The organism is Nocardia sp. NPDC058058, assembly GCF_042885355.1.
Classification (GTDB): Bacteria; Actinomycetota; Actinomycetes; order Mycobacteriales; family Mycobacteriaceae; genus Nocardia.
In genome coordinates this window covers 1,249,678-1,273,820 of sequence record NZ_JBHVSA010000003.1, presented here as the reverse complement: position 1 = coordinate 1,273,820, position 24,143 = coordinate 1,249,678, and the positions used below count along the sequence as shown (strand labels likewise).

The following is a 24,143-nucleotide window of genomic DNA, read 5'->3' as shown; positions in this document are numbered from 1 at the left end:
CCTGGACGAAGTTGCCGACGCGCTTCCACAACGGTCGCTCTACCGTGCACGGTCCGAGTAGTGAAGCGTGATATGTCAAACTTCATTCGCGAACAGTAACCGGCCCAAGACGTTTCACAGACCACGCACCCTTGGGTCTCAGCCGCGCAGAGCGGTGATGGCCTTCTCGATGCGGCGTTGACGTGTCTCCGGCTTCTTCGCGCTCTCGATGGAGATCACGTGCTCGCGCTTGCGGCTGGGCGCGAGGTTGTCGTAGGCGGCGCGGGCGATGGGGTCGGCGTCCAGGGCCGCGGCGAAGTCCGAGGGTTCCTCGATGACGCGCGGCTCGGTGTCCAGTTCGACCTCGACCTCGATCTGCTCGCCGATCTCGACTCCTGCGGCCTGCCGGTTGGCGTGACTGAGGCCGATGAGGTGGCGGCCGCGCATGAGGGCGATGCGGCTTCTCCAGGAATGGCCGTTGATCGTGATCGTCACCGGTGGGCGTGCGCCCTCGCCGAGCGCTTCCACCACCTCGGGCGGGACTTCCAGCCCGCGCATGGGCTCGGGTGGCTCGACCTCGGTCTTGAACTTCATGATCGATCTCCTGTTGTTCTGCCGACAGCTCTTTTCCTACACTGCCGCAGATATCGGATCGCGCTCAGGGCTCTTCTCGGGTGTCGCGGGCCAGGCCCAGGCGGAAATCCCACAGCTGCTGCGGCGCGCTGGGCACGAAGGCGTAGTGCCGCAGCCGCTCCGGCGAATCGACCGCGGCCCGGACCGCGGACTTCACAATCCCCGCGACCTCTTCGGCGCCCGAACGGCCCGGAGGGAAGACTCGGAACACGATTTCGCCGGACTCATGAGTTTCCACATGACATTCGTCGGCCGAGAACCAGCCCTGCGCAACGAATTTCGAATCCGAGACGGATGTGATCACCCACACGACGTTCGCCGCGAAGCGGAAGATGTACGGGACATCGGCACCGAGAGAACCGAAAACCTGGTCGACGCGAGCGTCGAACTCCTCCCAGTCACCGACCAGCCGTTCGCCGGGGGTGTACATGCCGATGATGTCGGATCGGTCGGCGTCGCGGTCGGGCCGCACCCGCCACCAGTACGACGGATCCCACAGCTCATCGTATTTCGAGTAGGTGTAGTCCTCGTTCTCAGCGGCCTCGGTCGGGATCAGCTCGAACTTCACCTCACCCGAACCCAGCCAGGGCATCCGCCGGGACAGCGTCAGTGTGATCGGCCCACGCCGCCACGTCGCAAACGCGCTCGGACCGCCGACCAGCGAAGGCGCACCGAGTTCCCGTACACACAGATCGAGCGCGGTGAGGTACGCGATCCGAAATGTGGCCTCCGTGAAGCTCAGCGAGAGGCTCGCACTGTGGTACTCGCCGAATCCGTAGCCATGGTCGTTGGCATCGGACCGGCCCACCCACAGCGATCCGAACTCGGACTCCGATCGCAAGGCGCTGTATTTCGCCTCGGCCTCGGCGTCGACCTCCCATCCGATCGCGGCGACGATGCGATCCATCGCGGCCCGCGACCAATCCGCCGGATCCACCTGCGCCAGTGTCGATATCGCCGTCGCACCGGCATGCCACTGTGCACCGGAGGTGAAATTGTCGATGGCCGCCCACCGCACCGCGAGCACCCGCTTACGCTCGGCCGGAGCGATCAGGCACAGCTCGACCGACCGCTCAACCGACCGAAGTCCCACTACGACATCGTCGAGAATCCAACTGGCGCCGAATTCGAACAGCACAGTTCGCTCGGACGGAGGATCCACCGGGACCCACAATCCCATCACCACGTGGTGGAGCGCCGCCGATACGACCGGCCCGGCCTCGTCCGGACCGTCCGTCATATCGGCAACCGTGACCACGAGATAGTCCACCTGGCCATCCGAACCGAAAACCTCTGCCCGCGGCCGGTTCACGAGCAGGCCGGTCTCCGATTCGAGCCACACACCCTCCGTCCCCGAGCCCCCCGGTGCACTCCACCCAACGTGCGCGGCAAACCGCTCTATATTCTCCCGCGTCCAGGTCCACTCGAATTTCTTTGCCGCCTCGGCGATCTCGACGGCCCCCGCCCGATCCACCCGCATTTCAACTCCCATGACGCGAGAGTAACGACAGAGACCGGTCAAAGCGTGACTACTACGCGCAGGTCTATTAGCGCGGTCTGATGCGCGAACGCCCCGAGACGATCTCGGGACGTTCGCTCGCACATCGTGAAATTGGTTATCGGCGTGCGGAATTCGCGGTGTTGATGAAGTCGAGCTGCGCGGGCGAGGGGCCACAGACCTCGGCCTGGCTCGCGTCGGCACCGGTGTACATCCGGTTCATGCCCTCGCGCAGTCCGGCGTCGCCGCCGTGGAATTCCTCCAGCAGATCCATCCATCGCGCCGCCAGCTGCTGCGCCTGCGCCGAGGTCGGGTCCATACCCGCTTCGATCGCGGCATCGACCTCCGGAATCAGTTCGCTCCAAGAGGATTCGGCGCGCTGGATCTGCTGCTCGCCGAGTTCCTCCCTGCGTTGTGCAAGCTGCGCCAACTGATCCGGCGTGAAATGCTTCTCGAGAATGTCGTCGACCATGACTGTCCTTCTGATCAAATCCAGGAAGCGATCTGCGGATATCTGCGGGCGACCCTGCGCGGTCGCGGCCAGCCTCGCCACCAGGGCATGCAGTTCCCGGGTCGCGACGAGCTGCGCGGCCAGGTAATCACGGTGCGTGGCAAGCACTTCCGGCATAGCCACGGCACCCGTGAGCACCTCGGCGATCTGGTCGAGGCTCAGGCCCAACTGACGCAGGGCCAGCACCTGATACAGGCGTTCGACATCGGCCGCCGTATACAGCCGGTGCCCGGTGCCGCTGCGTTTCGCCGGACTCACCAGCCCGATGCGGTCGTAGTGGTGCAGCGCGCGCACCGTCAATCCCGCCTCGGCCGCAAGCTCACCGACTTTCCACACCGACTCGGTTCCCCGCACGTTCATCCGCTTCCACTCGCTTCCACCGGCGCACCTCGCGCCGGTATCGACGACGCTAAAACCTGACGTTACGTCAGGAGCAAGTCCGATCTTCGCGGCCGGGCGCGAGGACTTCTCGCATCTCGGCACCACGGCAAGTTGTTCCGGTAGCGATGAATTTCCATCGCCCGCTCCGTCCGATCAAGTGCGACCACATATCGACAGGAGCCCTATCGTGCAGATTCTCGCCCGCTTGTGCATCAGCGCCGATGGCTACGTCACCACTCCTGACGGCTGGCCACCGCAGGTGCTGGACCCGGTACACGGGCCGGGCAGCCATGGAGTGGCTGATTTCCTGCAGACGGTCGAGGCAGCGGTCATGGGCCGGACTACCTTCGAGCCGGCACTGACGACCGACCGATGGCCGTGGCCGGGCTTGCAGGTGTTCGTGCTCGGCTCGAAGCGACCCGAAGGCACACCCGATGACGTCGTGTTCGACGATGACCCGGTCCGGCTGCTCGATCGCATGCGTGCTGCCAACCGGGGCGGCGATGTCCACCTGATCGGTGGTCCCAGCACCATCGAAACCTTCCGCGCGCTGGGTGTTCTCGACAAGCTGGAACTGGTTGTGCTGCCGTTTCTGGTGGGCTCGGGGATGCGCTTGACCGATGCGCTGAGCACCTCGACGGGGTTGGATTTCGAGAGTTCGCGCGCCCTTGCGGGTGGTTCGGTCGAAATCGTCTATCGCGTGCGGCCTGGCACCGATCCCGGCTTGCCTCTAAAATAGAGGCATGACCGATAGTCTCGTATTACGCGTATGGCAATCCAAAGACACCGCACAGCTGCTGGACGTGCTCGACGAGGAGGCGACGTTCTCGAGTCCGGTCGCCGACTACCACGGTCGCGATCGCGCCGCGCATCTACTCGGCACGATCGCGACCGTGCTCGACTCAGTGCATCCGACCCGGCAGTGGATCGATGACCGGCAGGCGATGTTCGCGTTCACCGCGCGATTCGCCGATCAGGAGCTTCAGGGCGTGCTGCGCGAAGAGCTCTCCGAGACCGGCGGACTGACGCATGTGACATTGTTCCTGCGGCCATATCGGGTACTGCGCGCCGCCATCGCGGAAATGGCTCGGCGACTGGAAGATTCGCCCCCGCCCCAGGCGGTGTGATCATGGCCGCCGAAACACCACTCCCCGGGCGGCAGGTGCGCGGATCGAACACCGGGCGTCCGATCATGGCCCTGTTCGATCTGATCGGACGCCGCTGGATGCTGCGGGTGATCTGGGAACTCGACCGCGCCCCGAACCCACTCACGTTTCGTGAACTCCGGACCGCCTGCGGCGACCTGTCCTCGAGCGTGCTGACCCGTCGACTGACCGAGCTCACCGAGGCACGTCTGGTCGAACACGAACAGGGCTACCGGCTGACCGCCACCGGGCGCACGCTCGTCGAACGACTCGCACCGCTGTCACAGTGGGCAGACCAGTGGCAGAACGACTTCGAATGACCAGGGTCGAAGGCTGGGTACACGGGCTGCTGAGGTCACAACAAGTGTTAGTGTGCGATCCATGAAGTGGTGGGGTTCAATTCGTTACGTCATGCCTTGCGCCAGTGGCGATTTCAGCAGTCCGGCGGGCACGGCGCAGACCACAGCCGCACGATGAACGACCTCGACGAACAGTGGCGCGAAATCCGCGCGATCGTGGATCGGGGCCGCAAATCGACCGGCCATTTCGCGATCGCGTCGGTCGATGCCGATGGCATGCCGAACATCACCCCGGTGGGAACCGTCTTTCTTCGAGATGATCGCACCGCCTTCTACTTCGACCAGTACACAACCGCATTGGCACACAATCTCGACGCCAATCCGCAGGTATGCCTGATGGCGGTCAATCGCGGATCGCTATTCTGGCTCCGCGCACTGCTTTTCGGCCGATTCAGTTCCCCGCCGGGTGTACGGCTGTACGGCACGGTCAGCGCCGCACGCCCCGCGACCGCCGCCGAACTCGAGCAGGTCCGCAAACGAGTTCGCCCCGCATTGCTGCTCAAAGGCGGCAAGCTCTTATGGTCGAACTTCACTAACGTCCGCGACATCTCCTTCACCAGCGCGCGGCTGGTGCGCTACCCGGTCATGATGTCGCATCTACCCGACACCGATTCCATCTCGCTCGCCGATGGAGAGGGCGAGAGTCGCTCACACCGGTAAGTGGTTGGCGGAGTTGGGAACTGGGATTTCGAATTGCCACGGGCCGGGGCGAGCGGGGCGCGCGGCGGCTTGGGTGTGCAGGTGCAGGTAGTCCGCTCGGGGCAGATCGATGGCTCCGAGGGACGCGAGGTGACTGGTGGTGACCTGACAGTCGATCAGGGCGAAATCCCAGGCGGCCAGCTGAGTACAGAGCCAGTACAGCGCGATCTTGGAGGTGTCGCGGGCGCGGGAGAACATGGACTCGCCCGCGAAGGATCGGCCGCGCGCGACACCGTAGAGTCCGCCGACGAGATCACCGTCGCGCCATATTTCCACCGAGTGCGCATGACCCAGCTCGTGCAATCGCTGGTAGGCCGCCAGCATGTCGGAGCCGATCCAGGTTCCGGCTTCCTTGGCACGGGGTCCGGCGCAATGGGACATCACATCGGCGAAGGCATGATCCATGGTGACCGCGTAGTCGGCGACCGCGACGGCTCGGCGATAGGACTTGGACACCCGCAGATCGGTCGGCACCAGAATGCTGCGCGGGTCCGGGGAGTACCAGTGGATCGTTTCGCCCGGGTTGTACCAGGGAAAGATGCCCGCGGAGTAGGCGCTCAGCAACCGCTCCGGCGAGAGATCCCCGCCGAGCGCGATCAGCCCGTCGTCGTCCGCGAGCTCGACAGGCGGGAAGGGCTGGTCCGGATCGGCCAGATACATCCGCATCAGGTCGCTAGCTTCGCTCACCAGGGAGACATTACCGATCTGGGCCGACAAACTCAGACCGCGGCGACCGGCACGAGGTACGGGTTGTTCCCGGCGTAGGCTGCCGAGAAGAAGGAATCCCATTGGACAGCAACTAATTCCGAGTCGCGCGGGACCACCGGGTCATCGAACCACGCACGCGGCACCGCGGCCTCACCGCTGTAGTCGTATTTCAACGCACGGCGCTCGAAGTCCGGCGCGCAGGGATCGGTGACCGCCATCGCGCCCAGCACCTGTTCCAACCACTCCGCGAACCCGCAGTCCGTCGTATGAGCGGGACGATCCAACATGCCTTCAATTCCAGGTCGAGAAAGACTTCGATAACGCGATGGCCGCACCGATTGGGCGGATCATGTACGCCCAGTGAAGATATCAATCAGCACCGGCTCCGCCTCGCGGGTCATCCCCGCGCGGCCTTGACCGAATCGAGGTCGACATAACGTGAATACGAAAGGCCCTGCCGCAGCCGGGTTCATGCCACCCGACCCGGCGGCGGCCCGCGACCTGTCTCGCACGGCGCGCGTGCACACCCATGGTGAAGTCTCCACCGCACTGGCACTGCACAGCGACTTCGCATTGCGCGAGCTCATGGATGCGGCCACTCCGCTCGGTTCCGGAATCGGCGGGGAGTCGGCGCTACTGGAGATCGCCGGAACCCCGGTCTTCGTGAAGCGCGTGCCACTCACCGATCTGGAACGGCAGCCCGAACATGTGCGGTCCACGGCGAATCTGTTCGAGCTGCCGCTGTTCCATCACTACGGCGTCGGCCTCATCGGCGGTGCGGGGTTCGGGGCCTGGCGTGAGCTCGCGGTGCACACCATGACGACGAATTGGGTGCTCGCGGAACACTATTCGGGATTCCCGCTGATGTATCACTGGCGCGTGCTGCCGGACTCGACGCCGTTGCCGCAGGAGCTCGCCGATATCGATCGTGCCGTCGACTATTGGGATGGCCGAGCGCAAGTACGCCGCCGGATCGAGGCGCTCCGGGACTCTTCGGCGAGCATCGCGCTGTTCCTCGAGTACATCCCACAGACACTGCACGAATGGCTGAACAACCAGATCGATGTCGGCGGTGAGACCGCCGACCGGGCATGCGCCGTGGTGGAGCGGGAGCTGGCCGCGGGCACCGCGTTCATGAACAGCCGTGGGCTGCTGCACCTCGACGCGCACGTGTGGAACATTCTCACCGATGGCCGACGGCTCTACTTCGCCGACTACGGTCTCGCGCTCTCCTCCGGATTCGATCTCTCACCGCAGGAGGCCGCGTTCTTCGACGGGATACAGAGCTATGACCGCGGATTCACTGCCACCTATCTGGTGAACTGGTTGCTGACCGCCGTGTGCGGGGTGACAGGGCGCGAGGCACGTGCCGCGATGGTGCGCGATATCGCCGAAGGTAAACGGCCAGAAGGCATCTCGGAAGGCATCGCCGATGTCCTCACCCGGAACGCACCGGTCGCCGCGGTGATGTCCACGTTCATGCTCGCGTTCCAGCAGCAGAGCCGCAGGATCCCGTATCCGGACGAGGAGATCCGCCGTTTGCTGGGTAGTGCGCCGGTCATCGTTCCACCGCCCTGCAACTCGTGAAGACAGGTTGCTAGGCTGCCGTCGCCAAAAGCGTTCGGTCGGAAGGGTTGTCATGGGTGTCTGGGGTCCGGGAAATTTCGATAGCGATACCGCCGCCGACGGGCTCGGCGAGCTGACCGATCACATCACCGAACAATTCCAGGACCCCTCCGACGACACCGCGCTGCAACCCGACGAATGGGGCGGGGACATGGTCCCGGCCTGGCTCGAAATCCTCATCCAGATAGCCGAACCCACGCGGGTCGGCGTGAGTTTCCCTGCGGTGGCCGTGCTCAGCGAATGGCGCGAACGGTATCTGCGCGTCTGGGACGAATACATCGACGAACTCGGCCCGAGCGACGATTTCAAACTCCAGCGGCGCGCGGTCCTCACCGAAACATTCGACAAGGCAATAGCATTGGCCACCGAGCGCGAGCAGGACCAGCTCGCCTAGCGCGGCTCGCCGGATATCGGATCGAGTACCACGATCGGCACCGTCCGCCCCGCCGCACGCGCCGGCGCGACCAGAAACAGGTAGCTACCGCCCGTGCGCAGCAATATCCGCTGTAGCAGGCCGCGCGCCTCACTGCCTTCGGCGATCCGCGCCCGCATCGTGCGGGTTCGGCCACCGGCTCGGACCTGGACCTGCGGGTTCGCGGTGATGTTCCAGTACCAGGCCGGTTGGCTCCTACCACCGCCGTACGAGGCCAACAGGACGAACGAGTCGCCCCGCATGAGGAAACACGGCATGAGAACCGTCCGGGACAATCCCGTCCTGCGACCGATGGTCACCAGTTCCACCATCCGAATGTGCCCGAGCCGCAGGCGGCCGGAGGTCATATCGAACAGCGGCTGAAAAACGATATTCAGCAGACGGGCACCGCGCCAGTGCAGCGTCTTGGCAGGACTCCACGTCGATTCGCCTTGTCCGGCTGGCGATTTCACGCTGCCGGGAGTGGAATGCCGGCAGCTGATGCCCATCTGCATTCAATCCTGTCTTCAGAGTGTTGCCCGCCGGGGTCGGCGACGGTGCACAACGCCGCGAACCTTCAAATGTTGGCGCGACTGCGTGCGAATTCGATGAGCCGCTGCGGAATTCGGTCCGAGACCAAGGCGAAACCGCGCTCCACGCGCTCGGGAGCCAGCAGTGCCGCGCTGCTGCGGAGCAGCCCCGGGGAGAGGCGGTGCAACCCGAACATCAACCATGATTCGGGGCGAACCGGGACCACTCCCCAATTGTGCCGAGCGGCGCGGACTATGCCGCGCGCGATGTAGTCCGGCGAGGTCAGCAGCGGGCCGTATTTCTCCGCGAAGGCACCGGCGACCCGTTGCAGTTCGGTTTTGTTCTCCTCGGCCATGCCATCGAGAGACGAGACCAGCTGCCCGTTCGACAGCAGGCCGGTCCCACCCACCGCGCCGGGGCAAATCACGGTCACACCAACGCCTTTCGGCGCGAGTTCACTGCGCAGGCATTCGCTGAACATGCGAACCGCGGCCTTGGAGACGCAGTACGAGGGCACCATCGCGACGGGGATGTAGGCCAGTCCCGAGGAGATATTGACGATCTGACCACTGCCGCGCTCGGCCATGAAGGGGGCGAAGGCTCGGCAGCCGTTCACCACACCCCCGAGATTGACCGCCATTTGACGATCCCAGTCGGCTTTGGAGTGCTCGAGAAAGCCGCCCGCGATCCCGAATCCGGCGTTGTTGATGAGAATGTCGGGCAGTCCGTGGTGTTCGATTACGCTGCGTGCCAGCACATTCCAGGCATCATCGTCGGTGACATCGAGAACGTAGACCTCCGCACGCCCGCCGCGATCGCGAATCATGTCGGCGGTGTGCTTGGCGGTGTCGCCATTGATATCGGTGACGATGACCCGCGCGCCCATCCCCGCGTAGCGCAGCGCGGTGGCGCGGCCGATGCCGCTGCCCGCACCGGTGATCAATACCGAGTCGGGGTCGGATGCGCCTCGAAACATGGTCGGCTCCTTTGCCAAAGTCCTGCTGTCGCTCGCGCTGTATTACACAGCGAACTGTCTCAGACAGTAGCAGGTGCCGGAGGAAGTGCCAAGGGTGCGGCGTGGAATGTCCTATGCGCCAATTACTATGCCGCCGTGATCGACTTCGAAGCACTGGCCGCCGATGGTTCCTGGCAACTCACCTGGTCCGACAACCGACTGGAGGAAGCCGTCTTCCGGCTGTCCCCCAGTACCGCCGCCGCACGGGGCGCGCTGGTCGAACAGCTCGACGCGGACGCGAATGACCCCGAGCAGTGGGAGGCAACGCTGATCGAGGCGCTGCTCACCGACCCCACTTCGGCAGGTCTACGGCGACTCGAGTTGCACCTGAAGGACTTTCATCATTCCGCACGCCGGGCCGCACGGGCGCTGGCCGGATTCCGGCGCGAACAGCTGACCGTCCTGTACTTCGGGCACGACTTCGAGTGCCTTTTCGAGCCCGCCCCGACCTCGGCCGGAAGCACGATCGACCCGCTGGAATGGCTGCACGAAGGGTTCGTCGACGATATCGCGAACAACCTGTGGGAGGCGTTGCCCGCGTTGCGTGAACTCAGCGCCGAGGGCGGCCTGCTGTTCGACGACATCGACGGCAAGGCACTGCCCGAGCTGACCGAATTGCGTTTGCGTGGAGCAGTTTTCGCCGACGGCGCGGTCTTCCCGCAGCAGGTGCCCAGCCTGCGCTCGTTGACCCTGGAGTTCGGCCCCGACGTATTCGGCACCGTATGCCCCGGCGAGCAACTGGCGGCCCTCGACCCGGCCGGGTTCCCCGCACTACGCCATCTCGACCTCGGTGCCGCGGAGTTCGACACCGACGACTACGACACGCTCGTCACGCTGGCCGATTCCCCGTTGTTGCCCCAACTGGAATCCCTGACCCTCCGCAGCGTGTACATCCACGAGCACGACATCGAGGGCGACCGTCCGGCCGCCCTCGCGGCATTGGCCCCGGCCTTCGCCCACCTGACGCTCACGGTCGCCGACGGCACCGACGATGACGTCGCGGCCCTCTTCGGCATCGCCGACTGACAGCGGAACTGGCAAGATCGATAACGCCAAGATCGGTCGATCCTCGCGGACACTGAGGACCCTCCTCGAAGGAGATCGTGATGACGGATGCGTTCGTGCTCGGTGGCGTCAGGACCCCGTTCGCCCGCTACGGGGGTTCGCTGTCGCACATTCGGGCCGATGACCTGCTCGGAATGACCATGAAGGGCGCGTGCGAGCGCGTCGGCGTGGGACTCGACCAGATCGAGGACATTGTCGCGGGTTGCGTGAACCCGGCCCACGAAGGCATGGGCGATGTCGCGCGCTGGGCCGCACTGGCGGCGGGATTTCCGGACACCGTCGCCGGAGCGACGATCAACCGGTTCTGCGGATCCTCGCTGAGCGCGACGGTCAATATCGCGCACGCGATCAAAGCCGGAGACCTGGGCGTGGGGATCGCATGCGGCGTCGAATCGATGTCGCGGTCGGGCTGGGCGTACATGAAGAGTGACGCACCATTCGGGCCGCGCGGGCCGGTGATCCTGCTCGACACCATGTGGGCGGGTGCGGGCGGTCCGGCCAATCCGGCGCTGCTGGCGCGCAACGCCTACATCGGAATGATCGAGACGGCCCAGAACGTGGCCAACCGCTACGGGCTCACCCGCGAGGAGATCGACGCGTTCGCGCTCCGCACGCAGCGAAATGCCAAGGCGGCCAGGGATTCCGGACGGCTGGCCAAGGAGATCATGCCGGTCGAGATCGCCGGGACCCGCAAGGTGCCCGCTCGCCTGTTCGAGCACGACGAGTTCATTCGCGACGACACCACGGCCGAACGCCTCGCCGCACTGCCGCCGCAGCCCGGCACCACGCAGATGACCGCCGGAAACTCCACTCCCCTGACCGATGGGGCAAGTGCGCTGGTGCTGGCGTCGGGTGAGCGCGCCGCCGAACTCGGCGTCGAACCGCTGGCGCGGGTGGTGTCCTCCGCGGTGTACGGAATCGATCCGCTCTATATGGGTCTGGCTCCGGCATGGGCGCTGCCCTTGGCGCTGAAGCGGGCCGGACTGACACCCGAGCAAATCGACATCTGGGAAGTGCACGAGGCGTTCAGCGCCCAAGCGTTGGGCGTACTGCGCGAACTGCCGAATCAGTTGGGCGGCTTCGTCATTCCCGACGAGAAGTTGACGCCGAACGGCGGCGCGGTAGCGATCGGCCATCCGTTCGGCGCCACCGGCGCGCGCTATGTCCTGACCCTGGCCACCGAACTGCGCGAACGCAATGTGCGGTACGGGGCGATCGGGGTCTGCATCGGCTCCGGCCAGGGCGTCGCCATCGTCCTGGAAAACCCCTCTGCCGCATAGGAAGTCGCGGACGATCCAGCGCCGGACCGGGCTTTCCGGCCGATCAGTGCCCGGCGAGTTTCGCGACGACGGGAGCCAAGCTCTCGGCGACGTGGGCACCGAAGACGAAGTAGGAGAAGCCCATTTCCTCGCGTCGGCGCTGGATCTCCTCGATCGCGGCCGCCGGGTCATCCGGGAGTACGGTCATCGCGTCGGCCGCGCGCCACACGGCGGGGTCGGTGCCGGGACCCGCCATATGCGGCGCGACCGTATCACCGACCACCGGCACCGCGAGTGCGAGCTCGGTATCCGCGACAGCGCGGAAATCGTTTGCGAGCCTGGCTACTTCGTCCCGGGGCTGACCGCCGAGCACGAAGGTGACGGTATCGGCGACCTCGGCCGCGAGCGCCCGGGCCTTCGGACCGAATACGGCCATCGCGACCGGTGTATGTACCTCGGGGCCGTCGAGATCTCGCAGCCTCGCGACGACCTCACGGATCTGTCCCAGCCGCTCGGATGGCGACGGTACATCGGCAATTCCCTTGTCGCGCAACTCATCCTCGATTCCCGGGCGGCCAGTGCCGATGCCCATTTCGAATCGCCCCTCGGTCAGCAGCGACAGCGAATGCGCCTCCCAGGCCGTGAGCCAGGGCGGGCGGAACGGGGAGGCGTACACCCAGGTGCCCACGCGCAGGTCGGTCGTGGCCGCGACGGTGGCCAAGGTGGCGGCGGGGGCCGGCTGCGTCAGCGGGAAGTCGGGCACCAGTAGCGTCGAATAGCCGCTATCGGCGATGCGGCGCACACCATCTCGCCACGTCGGCAGATCTGTCATGAGCGGGGCGACAACCCCGAAACGAAATGGTCTGGTCATGTCCGGACTCCTTCAGTCGATCTATCCTGCTCCTCTGACGACGTATCCACCCGAAATTCATCGGTGGTCGCCGGATTCGCGATATCGCACTCGCGCGCGATCTCACCCGGCGCCGGGCGATGGCCAGCCCATGAAACTGAGGGCTCGGGAAGGCTTAACGCCGTTCGCGCTCAGCACGACTAACAAGGCATGAGCCTGAAAAACGTTTCCCTGCAACAATTCACGTTCCGTACGGGTGTGGTCGCGGCGGCGATGGTGGCCGTATGGAGCGGGTTCACCGGGACCGCCGGTGCCAACCCCACCGATCCGGTGGCCCAGTTCACCTCGACCCTGACCAGGGTTCCAGGATCCAACTGCGCCGCCATTCTCAACGCCGAGACCGTGGCCCAGCCGCAGTCCGGTACCTTCGGTGTTCGGGTCAAGATCACCCAGACCGGGCAGTCCTGCGGTGCCTACTACCTCACCGTGCATTGGAAGAACGTCGGCACCGGCCTGACCAGTGGACAGTCGCAAAAGGTCGAAGGCACCAGCGTGGTCGGCCTGCCGGACAACGTGATCACCGGCATGGGCATGGGCCCCGGCGCCGGGAAGGTGGAGGCGTGGATCGACACGTACTCCGAGGTCTATCCGCAGAACGCGGATCTCGAGCACATCGCGGGCCGCGCGACGTTCACGCTGGGCTGAGCGCGAGAAAGACCCTGGCGCCCAACATGTTCCGGTCGCCGCTGCGAATATGGGCGACGATCGCCCCGATGAAGTAGAGCACCAACCCGATCGCGGCGGCGATCGCGAACAGCGGGAACCGGATTCCCCATACGAGACCGACCGTCGCCGCGATCCGCAGACTTCCGAGTGCGGTGAGCTGTACCCGCGAACCAGCTGCCCGTTCCATCCTCGACCGGTGTCGCGGCTCAGGCCGCGGGCGTGACCTGGAACAGCGAGGCCTTCCATTGCCCGTCGCGGCGCACCATCACGGTGGTGGCGAGCATGCGTGTCGTGCGCGGCGGCGGTCCCGCGGAATCGATTTCGATCGTGCTGGAGTGCAGCACGACGTCGTCGCTCAGTCGGATCACGTGGTGATCGGACTGGTCGGTGCGGGTGTAGGGATTGTTGTTGGCCTCGAAGATCTTCAGGATCGCCGGCCGGTCGGTCATCACGCCCCACGGGGAGACGCTGATGACGTCGTCGGCGAGGTAGTTGTCGTAGAAGGCCGCGTCCCCGTTGCGGTTGGCTTCCCAGGCTTTTTCGGTCAGCTCGATAATCTCTTTGTCCACGGACACCACTTTAACCGGTGTCGTATAATGGATGCAATGGAGATGGTTCTCACCGGGCACGACGGACACAGTTTCGGGTTCGACGCGGGCGCACTGTCCTTGGAGTTCCTGCTGACCGGCTCGCTCGAACCGTGGGAGTCGCTGCACTCGCCCGAGGATCTGGCCGCGTGGATCCCGCAGGCGCGGTTGGGAATTGCGTCCCCGGTGGCAGTAACCGAGACCGAGTTGCGCACGGCCAAACAGTTGCGCGCGGCCATACACCGACTGGCCGTCCAAGCTGCCGGTGACACGGCCAAGCAAAACGGCCCTGGAATCTCCGAGCCCGCACAGTCGGCCCTCGGACCGGTAGCCACCCTCAATGCGGTGGCCGCGGCACCGCCGCTCGTACCTCTACTCGGCGAGGACCTGCACCACGGCTGGGCCACGCCAGTGCACTGCACGCAGTTCCTATCAACCGTGGCAAGAGATGCCATCGACCTGTTCAGCGGCCCCCAGGCAGACCGAATCCGAATGTGCGGCGGCGATCGCTGCTACCTCATGTTCCTCGACACCTCCCGCCCCGGCGCCCGCCGCTGGTGCTCCATGGACCGTTGCGGCAACAGACACAAGATGCGTGCCAGGAGAGCCAGAACCTAGCGCTCGAACCCGCACCTCCCCACGGTCCGGGTAATAACGAACGGACCGGCCGCTATTCGCCGACCGAGGTCGGGGGTGCCGCGGCGAGTACGGCGTCCAGCAATCCGGGGAAGCGAGCGTTGAGGTCTTCGCGTCGCAATTCGACGGCTTTGTAGCGGCCGATCTTCTGTTCGCGGGTGATACCCGATTCGCGCAGTACCCGCCAGTGATGGGTGGCGGTTGCCTTGGTGACCTCGACCGGGAAACTGCCGCAGGTGCGCTCACCGGTGGAGGTGGCGAGGTCGCGCACGATGCCGAGGCGCACGGGATTGCCGAGTGCGGCCAGCACGTCTTCAACGAGCAGTTCCTCGCGGCGGGGGTGGTGTGCGGTGGTCATAGTTTGATTGTACGTCTAATTACATACTTACGTACCGTTCCCGAACTACTGTACGATAAATGCCATACAGTCGTACTGAAGGGATGGAGCATGATGGATTTGGAATTGGCAGGCAAGACCGCCGTCGTCACCGGAGCCAGCCGCGGCATCGGCTTGGCGATCGCCACCGAGCTCATCGCCAGTGGCATGCGTGTCGGCGCCGGTGCGCGCACTCTCACGGACGGGCTGAAAACCAGTGGGGCCGTTCCGATCATCACCGACCTGACCGCCCCCGACGGCCCCGCGCTACTGCTCGATCAGGCACGCGACGAACTGGGCGGAGTCGATGTCCTGGTCAACAACCTCGGCGGGGGCGGTGAAACCGAAATGGCCACGGGCTTCCTGGATTCCACCGACCGCGAATGGTCGGAGATCTTCGACCTGAACTTCTTCAGCATGGTTCGCACCACCCGCGCCTTCCTGCCGGAGTTGATCCAACGCCGCGGCAGCATCGTGAACTTCTCGTCGATGACCGCGCGAATCCCGCACACCTCACCGCTGGCCTACGCCGCGGCCAAGGGCGCGGTGAGCACATTCAGCAAGGGAATCGCCGAGGAGTTCGGACCCCGCGGCGTCCGAGTGAACACGATCTCCCCCGGACCCGTACTCACCGAACAGTGGACAGCGCCCGGCGGCTACGGCGCGCAATACGCGGCCGCCCGAAACGTAACCGTCGAACAGGTCCTGACCGATATTCCACGCGAAATGGGCGTCACCACAGGCGCTTTCGCCGACCCACGCCAAGTCGCCGCACTGGTGGCCTTCCTGTCCTCGCCGCTGGCGGGAGCCGTCCACGGCGCCGATTACGCAATCGACGGCGGAGCGATCAAGACCGTATGATCACCTCCGTTCTCAGGTCGACAAACTAACTGCGGCACCAGAATTCCCAAGCCTGGGAATAGCTGTTTGTATCTGGTGTTGTATGGTCTCGGCAGGTGCCCGTTGGAGGATCTTGACCGTTTACGGGCCACGAATCGATCGCGACAGCGGCGCTGAACTATCAGCCGAATGTTCGGAGAGAACGTGTTTGTCGCTTTCGTTACGGTCAGCATCCTGGGCGTGCTCTTCAACGGCGCTGCGGCCGTCACGTATCTGATCGGCCACGACTACCCCAAAACCCAAGCGGATATGAAGGGGATCCCCCGCAAGTACGTGCCCGTCCTCGGTACCTTGCTTGCCGCAGGCGCCATCGGCCTGCTGGCCGGTCTCGCCGTGCCGATCCTCGGAACACTGGCCGCCATTGGCCTGGTGCTGTACTTCATCGGAGCCATCGCCGCGCACCTGCGAGTGGGCTCACGCAACATAATCGGCGGAATCGTCTTTCTCGCAACCGCCGTCGCGGTCCTCGTGTTGGGCCTGATTGATCACGGCGCCTGGTGACACGACGCCCGGTGAGATTACCGGCCCTGCCGACCGTTGTTGCGGCAGTTAACGTTCCATGACCCAGTACATCCCGCGACCGGATTCGGCGGGAGCACGCTTCTCACGCGGCTCGATCCGATCAAGGCGATAGCCGAGCCGACGCGCGACGGCCGCACTGCGGACATTTGCTTCATCGCAATGGATCTCGACCCTGTCAACGCCGGGCAACGCGAACGCGATTCTGGTCAGGGCAGCCGCACTGCGAGTCACAACCCCTCGACCGGTGTGCTCTACATGGCACCAATAGCCGATCTCGACGGCAGGCGGACCAAGGCAGTCGTGCAACCCGATCGCACCGAGCACTGAGCCGTCCCCACCGAAGATGCCGTAGTTGAAAGCCCGATCCGCGGTCGGCCAACTCTCGGCGACGATCTCACCGAACACGCGCTGCTGATCCAGGGTGGGCCGCTCCGCCAGCCACGCCATCCACGGATGGATGTGCTCGTACGACGCCGCGATAGCCTCGAACCGCGGCATGAAATCCTCCGGTTCCCACCGGCGTATCAGCATATCCTCCACCACAATTCGCTGCGGAGGACACACGCCCGGCGCCAGAGCCGCAGGCAGTTCGACATCCATGCGGCCGATACTGGCGGCCCACCCCTCACACAGCAACTCAATATCTACGGCCACTCTCCGACCCCGTCTGACCGTTGAGATGTTGGATGATGGCGATACCGACTGTCACAGAGGGCATTTCAGTGGCTTAGAGAAGCAATTCGACGCGATTGCCGTTTGAGCATTCAGGCGGTTCGAGGCTGCGACAGCCCATCTACTTCGCGACCGATTCGATCAGCAGGCAAAGCGGCATTTCAAGATCCCCGCTGCTACCTGTGTGCCAGATTGGTGCGGCCTGCTGCACCTCGACATCTGGTTCAACCACGCGCTGCTGGTCAGTGCTCAGCTTGACGTCAATTTCTCGCCGTAGCGAAATTGCCACGACGGCGAATCGCTCGGACTCTTCCATCAGCCCGCCCCACACTGCAGACTTGATGCTGCTCGTCAATCGCCTTTCGAGGTCATTCGAGATCGGTGAATGCACCCTGCTCATCCTCGTACACCAGGCCAAGCCGACATTGCCCGACCCAGAGCGCTTCGCCGGGAGATTGCACGTTATTCGACATTGGCGCGCACCGGCGTTTCCCCTCGGCCGGACACTAACTGGCTACTGAACTTTCGACCCACCTGAGGACTGATCGATCTTGCCTTCGCGCCCCTGACGTACGACTTCGCACCCTACGAACCATCGAACAGCCACCAGCGCCACAGACAGCACCACCAGCCCGCACACGACCTACAGGCGCTGGTCGGGATGACGTACGAACAAGAACATCGACGGTGCAGGCACGCGGGTTGTGTGTGGTCATTGCCGGGAGTGGGTTTCGAATCGGTCGTGGAGGGTGTTGAAGAAGGATTTCTCAGGGTCGCCGAACCATGGGAAGGGCTCGTCCTCGTCATCATCGACGATTGCCGTGGCAGGCCATGCGCCGGTGGTGACTTCGGCGAGTAAGAACTCGAGTAGATCGGTGAAGTTGTGCGCGCAGAGGAAATGGCGTTCCTCGTTGCGGCCGAAGTTGATGATCTGGCCCGGGGTGCCCGCGGGGCCGGGGTCGAGATCCAAACCGATGTAATCGGGCCGTGTCGGGTCGGACCACAGCGGGATCCAGCCCGGAGATGTCCAGAGCGGCTTGATCATTCCCTCGGCTCCGGGGTAGACCGCACCCGACTCCTGGAGTGATTCGGTGTCGGGGTATTGCTCGATGCTGCGCCAGAGCGTCCACGTCCGGCGAATCTTCCTGGTGGACATGAAGACCAGGGTCGGGATGCACGGCACGCCAGTGGTCGTAGTCGCCGACTTCGGAGGCCACCTGGCCGTTGTGCACGCTCAGAACAGCTTTCACCTCATCGGGAAGTGGCCGGCCGATGGTTCGTTCCAGCGCGAGAAGTTCCCGGGGACGAGCAGGCCCGGCGAGGTTCTCGTACGCCAACGGCACGTTCGTTCGAAGCCAGTTGACATAGTCGTTGAACACTTCGAGCACGCGCACGCAGTCAACCTAGCAAGATCGTTCCGGGGGTGTTGCAACGTAGCGGCATCACCGATTACCACGACATACATGGATATCCGGGTGGGCGTATCGCACGTAGCTTGTGGAACGCCCTGCAAGTGCGAGAGGACCGATACCGAATGCGTTACGTAGTCCACTTGACCAAGGTGCCCGATGGCCTCCCCTGCCAGGTGATCGGGAAGCTTCAGGCAACGGCGTGGCGAGTGATTGTGGGGGTCGGGAACGGCCATCTCGACGGTGGTGTCCATCAGGACTGGCTGGACGAAGACATGCCGCGCGAAATCCGTAGACCGAACGCGTTCTTCTACATCACGACTGACTACTCGGAGTAGTCAGTGTCGGGGTGGGTGCGGTTTACCGCCATTGGACGGAGGATTGCCCAAATCTGGTGCCGCCCGAAGGCCGATAGGCTGTTGTGGGGCGGGGCGGAAAGAATCGCGTGAGGTGGGGGGCTCTTGACGGAAAGGACAGCTGGAGAGCAGGTTTCGCTCACCGGGGCGAGTGCCGAGCATGCTGCTCGGCCACTGCGTCGGCAGCGAATCGTCTGGATTCTCGCCATGCTCACGCTGTTCGGGGCGGGATGCGCGGTGTTGCTCGTGGTTGACGTATCGCGGTTCTACCGGCTCGATTTCGTTCACCCATTGTTCGAACTGACCTGTTGGACTGCCGCTTTCGCTCTCCTTGGAATCTTCGCACCCCGACTGGCCGCCAAACGCGCGGTGCCGTTGATGACGCTCTCCGCCTTCCTCTGCATTCTGCTGTTTCCCTTGTGGTTGTACGCGCTGGAAGAGTCCGATCCGAACGATGTCACCGCCCCCAGAATTGTGGCCGTCCAGCCAAGTCCCGACGGCCGGGTACACGCCGTCACCGAAAGCTTCTACGGCATCATCGACCCGTCCTGCCGAGTCTTGCTCCGCGAACCCGACGGCCTCTTCGCCCGCCAGACCCTGATCTGGCAAATGACCGAATCCGGTTGCCCCCGTGTCTGGTTCCCTGACAACACCACCATCCGCATCGACCGGCGCAACGGCGAGCCGATGCAGATCTCCACTTTCGACCCCGACCGTATGCAGGTGACCGATACCTCGGTGTCCAACTGAAGGTGCCAGTGGCACGGCAGTCCAGGCACCTTTGGTGACTGTGGACCTCACAGCAGGAGTACGAGTCCCCAAAACGCGCCCACCAGGGCGAGAAGTAGCACCGGGATCAGACCCCCAATTGTCGGCCACGTTGGCCGCCAATAGCCGTGCGCAACAAGCATTGTCGTCAGCCTGCGGGCTAGCGGCGGGATGCGGAGGAGGATCACCAGCACCGTCATCAACGCGATATCCAGGACTGCCAGAATCAAGACCACGTTCGTCACTGTGGTCCCCCCTCTCCCGATTTGCCTTGCAGCCTAGTTGGATTGGCGAACAACTGCCGTTTGTTGGCTAGTGGTTGCAGTGCCCACCGGACAGTTACAGCGAGGGTGTTGCCTTGGCGTCCGTCCTCACGCTGAGCGCGCTGATCTGCTCGTCCCGAGTAGACCACCAAACATGTTGGCATGGTTAAATGTCCGGTTCGCTGGCACAGCCACGCGGGCCACCGGAGACGGGAACCACCCGGCTCCGGTCAGGATCGGAAGGATTTCTCATATGACACGGACACTGTCGCGACGTGCACTCTCCGCCTGTGGCGTGGCCGGCGCACTCGCCGGAGCTCTCGTCACAGGCGCGGGTGCCGCACACGCCGCCGACGTGCCCAAGTACGGCAACGTACGCTACGTCTTCTGCTCGGACTCCCAGGACAACAACAAGATCACGTACTACGACAACCTGGGCAAGCGCGAGGAGATCGCCACCTTCCCCGAGGCCAAAGAGGGCGGCACCTGGTGCCGTTCGGTCGACGTGTTGTTCGCCAAGGAGACCTACGTGTGGTCGGCTGTCAGCAACAAGGATGCGCACTACGCCTACGCCGCCATCTTCGTGAACGGTCGCATGACCGCGCGTGAGGAGGACCGCTCGGACTACGGGACCCACGCCCAGGCGATCTGACACCGGTCGAGCTCAGGCCGCGATCCGCGCCTGAGCTCTCCGACAATCGTCCGGACATCTCGGCTTTCGGACTGCACTTCGGGATCGTCTTCCTACCTGCGGAGAACGGTGATGAGTGACATTGCGCAACTGCTGGATCAGCTTGTTCTGCTGCCACCGGCCGACGTCGAGGACTGGCTGCGGGCACACGCGCCGTCGGCCGAATCGAACTGGCTCGGGCTCGCCGAAGTCGCCGGACACGAAGCGATGCGCATCCGGGACAACACCGCTCTCGACTGGGCTCGCGTCTCGATCGCTGTGCGCGAACTGATCGCCAAGGCGACCGGTGACGAGTCCTATCGGCAGACTCAGATCCGGAATGCCATGAACCTGCGTGTGGAAATGATCAACAGGTTCGGTCCCGCCATCGACGATCCGGTGCGCGATAGCACCTCCGTCTACCGATGGTTTCTCGACCGCCACTCCGGTCAACTTGCCTGCGCGACTGCCGATTCGTCGCACTGGCAGAGTCTGCCGATTGACCGGATCGCTGAGCTCCGGCGAATCAAGAACGAGCTCAACGTGCTTCGGAATCTTCAACACTCCAGTGCGGCTGAGGCAACCGAAGTTCACGGTTGGATGGAGGTCTGGCCACGGCTGCCCTGAGTATTGGACGGTGCTTGCGGCGCTGTTTGGTCCTAACGTGGGCTACCGGCCAAGTGAACGGGCCTGCGGCGGAGGCGTTCTCGTTCTACTCGATGCGCCCTTCGCGCAGCATGGCGGCTCATTGGCGGCTGTTGAGGTAGGCGATTGTCGCGAGGACTCGGCGGTCTCCGGTTCCGTCGAGGGGGAGTTTCGCGAAGATGCTGCCGACGTGTTTGCGGACGGCGGCTTCGGAGACGACTAGTTCTCGGGCGATTTGGTTGTTGGTCATTCCTTGCGCGATGAGGGCGAGTACCTGTTGTTCGCGCGGCGACAGGGCGGCCAACGCTCCGTGGTGGCGGGATTTTCCGATCAGGGCGGTGATCACGTCGGGGTCGATCACCGTCGCGCCGTGCGCGATGGTGAGCATCGTGTCCAGGAAGTGGCGTACGTGCGCGACCCGGTCTTTGAGGATGTACCCGAGGCCGCCTTGTCCGGTTCGAGCGTTCTTGTCGATGAGCTGGTCCAGGGAGGCGACCGTCGTGTACTGGGACAAGATGAGCACCGGTAGCTCCGGTCGGATTATCCGCAGTCGCACCGCGGCGCGGATCCCTTCGTCCGTATGGGTGGGAGGCATGCGGACATCGGTGATGACGAGGTCCGGATTGTGCGCTTCGGTGGCGTCGAGGAGGCCGTCCCCGGTATCCACCGCGGCGCATACCGTATGCCCGTCGGTTTCGACGACGGCGGCGATCCCGGCGCGTAGCAGCGGGCTGTCCTCAGCCAGGACGATTCGCAATTTCGTTGGCGGAGTTAGTTCTTCGGCAGTGGGCATCGCATAGCTATCTCGGTCGGTCCTCCGGGTGGGCTGGTAATCGTCAGCATGCCATCGATGGCCGCGACCTGGCTGATCAGCGAGTCGAGGCCGTGACCGGGCACGGCCGAGGCACCGCCGCGGCCATCGTCGGTGATGCTCAGGCGCCACGCTGATCGGGTGCGGTCGGCGGAGATGGTCACATTGTGAGCGTCGGAGTGCTTCATGATGTTGGTCAGCGACTCGGTGATCACGAGGTAGCCGGTCTGTTCGACCGCGGCGGGTAATCGATTCGGGGACTGCGTGTTCCGGAGATCGACGTGCACCGGCAGTGGGCAGTGACCGACGAGGTCGGTGACCGCGGCGGCCAATCCGTGCTCGCTCAGCGCGCGCGGCTGCACGCCGAGGATGACCGAGCGCAGCTCGGCGAGCACGGCGTCGAGTTGCTGGTGAGCCTGTGCTGCCAGCTTGCCGGTGTCGTTGTCGCCGTGGGCGGCTTCGGCGATCCCGAGAGTTACCGCGAGGGCGACCAGTCGATGCTGAACGCGATCGTGCAACTCGGCCTCGATCCGGCGACGTTCCTGCTCAACGGCTTCGAGCAGAGCGGCGCGCGAGTCGGTGAGCCGAACCACCTCGCGCCGCAGTTCGGAATCTCCGACGAGCGTGAGCCCCGCCAGCGCCGAACCGGCGGCCGCGAGCAGGCCGTGCAGATAGGCGGTCAGTGCCACGGCCAGAGCGCCACATGCCATCGCAATCCACGCCTGCGGCATCGTCTCGATCCGCCACCACAGGACACTGATCGGCCGGTCGTCGAGAAGCCATGGCGCGGCGAGCAACACCGTGTCGAGCCCGAGCATGAATACGGTCAGACAGAACGCGGCGGGGCCGATCACTACGGTCAGGAACATGAGGTAGGCGAGATGACGCAACGCGGGAAATCCGCCTCGGGCCATGGCCGCACGAGTGTCGCCGCGAACGCGATCGGACATCTCGGGGTCGATCAGTGCCAGGCGCGCCGCTTCCAACTCCAGCACCGGCGTCCAGATCGCGGTCCGGAGGTTGGCTGTGATGCCCACGAGTAGGAGTGGGATCAGCGCGACCATCAGGACCGCCGAGACCATTCCCGCGAGAATGTTGCCCACGACTGCCCGCAACGGCCAGGCGGTGAGCAGATAGCGCGGTCCGGTGAGCATGGCCGTGGCCACCGACGAGACCCCGTCGCGTGCGGGAACAGTCACGACCGGAGGCCCCGATCGGCATGGCACTGGTTGCTGGACACTCGCCCAGTGTGCCCGCTGGCAATGATCGCGATGACGAACGGGGTCAGTCCGGCGCACAGCAACAGCAGCAAACCGTTGGTGCCGAAGGAATCACCGAGGATCAGGTGCAGGCCCTGCGAGATGACGAAATTGCTGCCGGCGTGCAGCATCGCGCCGGGCCACACCGATCGCGTCTCGGACCACAGCCATCCGATGACGAATTCGAGCAGGACGCTCAACGGCAGCCACAGCAACATGGCCCACACCGCCTCCAGCACATCGGTGTTGCCGCCGAAGTACCCGACCCACGGGAGCGGCCAATGCCACACACCCCAGATCAGGCCGGTTAGAAATGTCGTCGCCACCGGCCGCCCCGGGACAAGCCGATCACGCAGATAGGCGGTCCAGCCGTACTCCTCGCCCCAGAAGAACGGGGCCATCACAACGCAAATCAGCGGACCCGCAAGCAGATACAGCCATGCCGCACCGTCCATGTCCAGATCGGACGGTGACCAGCCCACGGTGACCGCGACGCTCACCGCTACCGCCAGCGCACCCCACGGCAGCGTGATCGCCAACACCACGTGGCGCCATACCCTCCGAAGATCAAGCCGCAGACCGGAGTTCGCGAACCCCTGCCGAGTAATCCAGCGCCGAACCACACACGCCGCCAGTGCCGGAACAAACGCGGCGGTGACGAGCTGTGTGACCGGATCATCCATCGATCCGCCCGCCAGACGCACGCCGAGCCACGGCAACCACGCCCCGGCGAACGCCAGGAACAGGAACCACGACACACCACGGCGGCGGAACGCTGACGGCTCGGCGGCTGCCGCCGCTCCCGGGTGGACGGTTCGAGCGGAAGCGGGCTGAATACCCGCACTCGGAGAATGTTCGATCATGCTTCGAGC

The 24,143-nt window shown here is 64.5% G+C and carries 34 protein-coding genes; 16 read left to right on the top strand and 18 right to left on the bottom strand.

Going from position 1 to position 24,143, the window contains the following annotated elements:
* Positions 1-138: 138 nt before the first annotated feature.
* The 3 genes from ACFVUS_RS29635 to ACFVUS_RS29625 all read right to left on the bottom strand — a co-directional run bounded on the left by ACFVUS_RS29635 (position 139) and on the right by ACFVUS_RS29625 (position 3,104).
* A complete protein-coding gene (locus ACFVUS_RS29635) occupies positions 139-573 on the bottom strand; it encodes a YdeI/OmpD-associated family protein (RefSeq protein ID WP_387773638.1) in 435 nt (144 codons plus the stop codon).
* A gap of 64 nt (positions 574-637) precedes the next feature.
* A complete protein-coding gene (locus ACFVUS_RS29630; protein WP_387774741.1) occupies positions 638-2,092 on the bottom strand; it encodes a DUF6301 family protein in 1,455 nt (484 codons plus the stop codon).
* A gap of 136 nt (positions 2,093-2,228) precedes the next feature.
* Positions 2,229-3,104: a MerR family transcriptional regulator gene (locus ACFVUS_RS29625; RefSeq protein WP_387773635.1), complete on the bottom strand. Its 876-nt coding sequence runs from the start codon at positions 3,102-3,104 to the stop codon at positions 2,229-2,231.
* 85 nt (positions 3,105-3,189) lie between these two features.
* On the opposite strand from ACFVUS_RS29625, the gene ACFVUS_RS29620 reads away from it, so the two are divergent.
* The 4 genes from ACFVUS_RS29620 to ACFVUS_RS29605 all read left to right on the top strand — a co-directional run bounded on the left by ACFVUS_RS29620 (position 3,190) and on the right by ACFVUS_RS29605 (position 5,166).
* Positions 3,190-3,741, top strand: coding sequence for a dihydrofolate reductase family protein (locus ACFVUS_RS29620; protein ID WP_387773632.1), 552 nt, complete (start codon positions 3,190-3,192; stop codon positions 3,739-3,741).
* A 4-nt stretch (positions 3,742-3,745) separates the two neighbouring features.
* A complete protein-coding gene (locus tag ACFVUS_RS29615) occupies positions 3,746-4,129 on the top strand; it encodes a hypothetical protein (RefSeq protein ID WP_387773629.1) in 384 nt (127 codons plus the stop codon).
* A gap of 2 nt (positions 4,130-4,131) precedes the next feature.
* Entirely contained in the window at positions 4,132-4,467 is a 336-nt protein-coding gene (locus tag ACFVUS_RS29610) for a winged helix-turn-helix transcriptional regulator (protein ID WP_387773626.1), read from the top strand.
* A 153-nt stretch (positions 4,468-4,620) separates the two neighbouring features.
* Positions 4,621-5,166: a pyridoxamine 5'-phosphate oxidase family protein gene (locus ACFVUS_RS29605; protein ID WP_387773623.1), complete on the top strand. Its 546-nt coding sequence runs from the start codon at positions 4,621-4,623 to the stop codon at positions 5,164-5,166.
* On the opposite strand, the gene aat is transcribed toward ACFVUS_RS29605, so the two are convergent.
* Together aat and ACFVUS_RS29595 are read right to left on the bottom strand one after the other, a co-directional pair.
* Positions 5,155-5,892, bottom strand: coding sequence for a leucyl/phenylalanyl-tRNA--protein transferase (gene aat, locus ACFVUS_RS29600; RefSeq protein WP_387773620.1), 738 nt, complete (start codon positions 5,890-5,892; stop codon positions 5,155-5,157). The genes ACFVUS_RS29605 and aat overlap by 12 nt on opposite strands.
* Positions 5,893-5,924: 32 nt before the next feature.
* Positions 5,925-6,200: a hypothetical protein gene (locus tag ACFVUS_RS29595; RefSeq protein WP_387773617.1), complete on the bottom strand. Its 276-nt coding sequence runs from the start codon at positions 6,198-6,200 to the stop codon at positions 5,925-5,927.
* A 151-nt stretch (positions 6,201-6,351) separates the two neighbouring features.
* Between ACFVUS_RS29595 and ACFVUS_RS29590 the strand changes: the two genes are divergently transcribed.
* Positions 6,352-7,500: a protein kinase family protein gene (locus tag ACFVUS_RS29590; protein ID WP_387773614.1), complete on the top strand. Its 1,149-nt coding sequence runs from the start codon at positions 6,352-6,354 to the stop codon at positions 7,498-7,500.
* Between the two features lie 52 nt (positions 7,501-7,552).
* On the top strand, positions 7,553-7,933 hold the full coding sequence (locus ACFVUS_RS29585) for a DUF4259 domain-containing protein (protein WP_387773611.1): 381 nt from the start codon (positions 7,553-7,555) through the stop codon (positions 7,931-7,933).
* Here ACFVUS_RS29585 and ACFVUS_RS29580 read toward each other — a convergent pair.
* Both ACFVUS_RS29580 and ACFVUS_RS29575 read right to left on the bottom strand, forming a co-directional pair.
* Positions 7,930-8,460, bottom strand: a complete 531-nt coding sequence (locus tag ACFVUS_RS29580) for a nitroreductase family deazaflavin-dependent oxidoreductase (RefSeq protein WP_387773608.1) — start codon at positions 8,458-8,460, stop codon at positions 7,930-7,932. The genes ACFVUS_RS29585 and ACFVUS_RS29580 overlap by 4 nt on opposite strands.
* 68 nt (positions 8,461-8,528) lie before the next feature.
* A complete protein-coding gene (locus ACFVUS_RS29575; RefSeq protein WP_387773605.1) occupies positions 8,529-9,458 on the bottom strand; it encodes an SDR family NAD(P)-dependent oxidoreductase in 930 nt (309 codons plus the stop codon).
* A 135-nt stretch (positions 9,459-9,593) separates the two neighbouring features.
* Between ACFVUS_RS29575 and ACFVUS_RS29570 the strand changes: the two genes are divergently transcribed.
* Both ACFVUS_RS29570 and ACFVUS_RS29565 read left to right on the top strand, forming a co-directional pair.
* Positions 9,594-10,523, top strand: a complete 930-nt coding sequence (locus ACFVUS_RS29570; RefSeq protein ID WP_387773602.1) for a hypothetical protein — start codon at positions 9,594-9,596, stop codon at positions 10,521-10,523.
* An 80-nt stretch (positions 10,524-10,603) separates the two neighbouring features.
* Complete coding sequence (locus ACFVUS_RS29565) at positions 10,604-11,842, top strand: thiolase family protein (protein WP_387773599.1); 1,239 nt, start codon at positions 10,604-10,606, stop codon at positions 11,840-11,842.
* A gap of 43 nt (positions 11,843-11,885) precedes the next feature.
* On the opposite strand, the gene ACFVUS_RS29560 is transcribed toward ACFVUS_RS29565, so the two are convergent.
* A complete protein-coding gene (locus ACFVUS_RS29560) occupies positions 11,886-12,692 on the bottom strand; it encodes an LLM class flavin-dependent oxidoreductase (protein WP_387773596.1) in 807 nt (268 codons plus the stop codon).
* Positions 12,693-12,881: 189 nt separating this feature from the next.
* Here ACFVUS_RS29560 and ACFVUS_RS29555 point away from each other — a divergent pair, with 189 nt between their 5' ends.
* Complete coding sequence (locus ACFVUS_RS29555; RefSeq protein ID WP_387773593.1) at positions 12,882-13,376, top strand: hypothetical protein; 495 nt, start codon at positions 12,882-12,884, stop codon at positions 13,374-13,376.
* Here the strand turns inward: ACFVUS_RS29555 and ACFVUS_RS29550 are convergent.
* Positions 13,363-13,584, bottom strand: coding sequence for a DoxX family protein (locus ACFVUS_RS29550; RefSeq protein WP_387773590.1), 222 nt, complete (start codon positions 13,582-13,584; stop codon positions 13,363-13,365). The genes ACFVUS_RS29555 and ACFVUS_RS29550 overlap by 14 nt on opposite strands.
* Positions 13,585-13,603: 19 nt before the next feature.
* Positions 13,604-13,972: a nuclear transport factor 2 family protein gene (locus ACFVUS_RS29545; RefSeq protein ID WP_387773587.1), complete on the bottom strand. Its 369-nt coding sequence runs from the start codon at positions 13,970-13,972 to the stop codon at positions 13,604-13,606.
* A 30-nt stretch (positions 13,973-14,002) separates the two neighbouring features.
* Between ACFVUS_RS29545 and ACFVUS_RS29540 the strand changes: the two genes are divergently transcribed.
* A complete protein-coding gene (locus ACFVUS_RS29540; protein WP_387773584.1) occupies positions 14,003-14,602 on the top strand; it encodes a CGNR zinc finger domain-containing protein in 600 nt (199 codons plus the stop codon).
* Positions 14,603-14,654: 52 nt separating this feature from the next.
* Here ACFVUS_RS29540 and ACFVUS_RS29535 read toward each other — a convergent pair whose 3' ends face one another.
* Positions 14,655-14,978: an ArsR/SmtB family transcription factor gene (locus tag ACFVUS_RS29535; protein ID WP_387773581.1), complete on the bottom strand. Its 324-nt coding sequence runs from the start codon at positions 14,976-14,978 to the stop codon at positions 14,655-14,657.
* A gap of 90 nt (positions 14,979-15,068) precedes the next feature.
* Between ACFVUS_RS29535 and ACFVUS_RS29530 the strand changes: the two genes are divergently transcribed.
* On the top strand, positions 15,069-15,857 hold the full coding sequence (locus tag ACFVUS_RS29530) for an SDR family NAD(P)-dependent oxidoreductase (protein WP_387773578.1): 789 nt from the start codon (positions 15,069-15,071) through the stop codon (positions 15,855-15,857).
* Positions 15,858-16,025: 168 nt separating this feature from the next.
* The gene (locus tag ACFVUS_RS29525) at positions 16,026-16,397 is read left to right on the top strand and encodes a DoxX family protein (RefSeq protein ID WP_387773575.1); all 372 of its coding nucleotides are present in this window, start codon (positions 16,026-16,028) and stop codon (positions 16,395-16,397) included.
* Between the two features lie 48 nt (positions 16,398-16,445).
* Here the strand turns inward: ACFVUS_RS29525 and ACFVUS_RS29520 are convergent, their stop codons facing one another.
* The 3 genes from ACFVUS_RS29520 to ACFVUS_RS29510 form a co-directional block, all read right to left on the bottom strand.
* Complete coding sequence (locus ACFVUS_RS29520) at positions 16,446-17,018, bottom strand: GNAT family N-acetyltransferase (RefSeq protein ID WP_387773572.1); 573 nt, start codon at positions 17,016-17,018, stop codon at positions 16,446-16,448.
* 193 nt (positions 17,019-17,211) lie between these two features.
* Positions 17,212-17,481, bottom strand: a complete 270-nt coding sequence (locus tag ACFVUS_RS29515; RefSeq protein ID WP_387773569.1) for a hypothetical protein — start codon at positions 17,479-17,481, stop codon at positions 17,212-17,214.
* Positions 17,482-17,802: 321 nt separating this feature from the next.
* Positions 17,803-18,246, bottom strand: a complete 444-nt coding sequence (locus tag ACFVUS_RS29510; protein ID WP_387773566.1) for a hypothetical protein — start codon at positions 18,244-18,246, stop codon at positions 17,803-17,805.
* A gap of 396 nt (positions 18,247-18,642) precedes the next feature.
* On the opposite strand from ACFVUS_RS29510, the gene ACFVUS_RS29505 reads away from it, so the two are divergent.
* On the top strand, positions 18,643-18,837 hold the full coding sequence (locus ACFVUS_RS29505) for a hypothetical protein (RefSeq protein WP_387773563.1): 195 nt from the start codon (positions 18,643-18,645) through the stop codon (positions 18,835-18,837).
* A 225-nt stretch (positions 18,838-19,062) separates the two neighbouring features.
* The gene (locus ACFVUS_RS29500; protein ID WP_387773560.1) at positions 19,063-19,605 is read left to right on the top strand and encodes a hypothetical protein; all 543 of its coding nucleotides are present in this window, start codon (positions 19,063-19,065) and stop codon (positions 19,603-19,605) included.
* 47 nt (positions 19,606-19,652) lie between these two features.
* Here ACFVUS_RS29500 and ACFVUS_RS29495 read toward each other — a convergent pair whose 3' ends face one another.
* The gene (locus ACFVUS_RS29495; RefSeq protein WP_387773557.1) at positions 19,653-19,868 is read right to left on the bottom strand and encodes a hypothetical protein; all 216 of its coding nucleotides are present in this window, start codon (positions 19,866-19,868) and stop codon (positions 19,653-19,655) included.
* Positions 19,869-20,139: 271 nt separating this feature from the next.
* Between ACFVUS_RS29495 and ACFVUS_RS29490 the strand changes: the two genes are divergently transcribed.
* Both ACFVUS_RS29490 and ACFVUS_RS29485 read left to right on the top strand, forming a co-directional pair.
* Positions 20,140-20,538, top strand: a complete 399-nt coding sequence (locus ACFVUS_RS29490) for a hypothetical protein (RefSeq protein WP_387773554.1) — start codon at positions 20,140-20,142, stop codon at positions 20,536-20,538.
* Positions 20,539-20,649: 111 nt separating this feature from the next.
* Complete coding sequence (locus tag ACFVUS_RS29485) at positions 20,650-21,183, top strand: hypothetical protein (protein ID WP_387773551.1); 534 nt, start codon at positions 20,650-20,652, stop codon at positions 21,181-21,183.
* A 118-nt stretch (positions 21,184-21,301) separates the two neighbouring features.
* Here the strand turns inward: ACFVUS_RS29485 and ACFVUS_RS29480 are convergent, their stop codons facing one another.
* The 3 genes from ACFVUS_RS29480 to ACFVUS_RS29470 are packed head-to-tail and all read right to left on the bottom strand — an operon-like array spanning position 21,302 to position 24,134.
* A complete protein-coding gene (locus ACFVUS_RS29480) occupies positions 21,302-21,994 on the bottom strand; it encodes a LuxR C-terminal-related transcriptional regulator (protein WP_387773548.1) in 693 nt (230 codons plus the stop codon).
* A complete protein-coding gene (locus tag ACFVUS_RS29475) occupies positions 21,973-23,211 on the bottom strand; it encodes a sensor histidine kinase (protein ID WP_387773545.1) in 1,239 nt (412 codons plus the stop codon). Before ACFVUS_RS29475 ends, ACFVUS_RS29480 begins: the two co-directional genes overlap by 22 nt.
* Complete coding sequence (locus tag ACFVUS_RS29470; RefSeq protein WP_387773542.1) at positions 23,208-24,134, bottom strand: CPBP family intramembrane glutamic endopeptidase; 927 nt, start codon at positions 24,132-24,134, stop codon at positions 23,208-23,210. Before ACFVUS_RS29470 ends, ACFVUS_RS29475 begins: the two co-directional genes overlap by 4 nt.
* Positions 24,135-24,143: the final 9 nt, after the last annotated feature.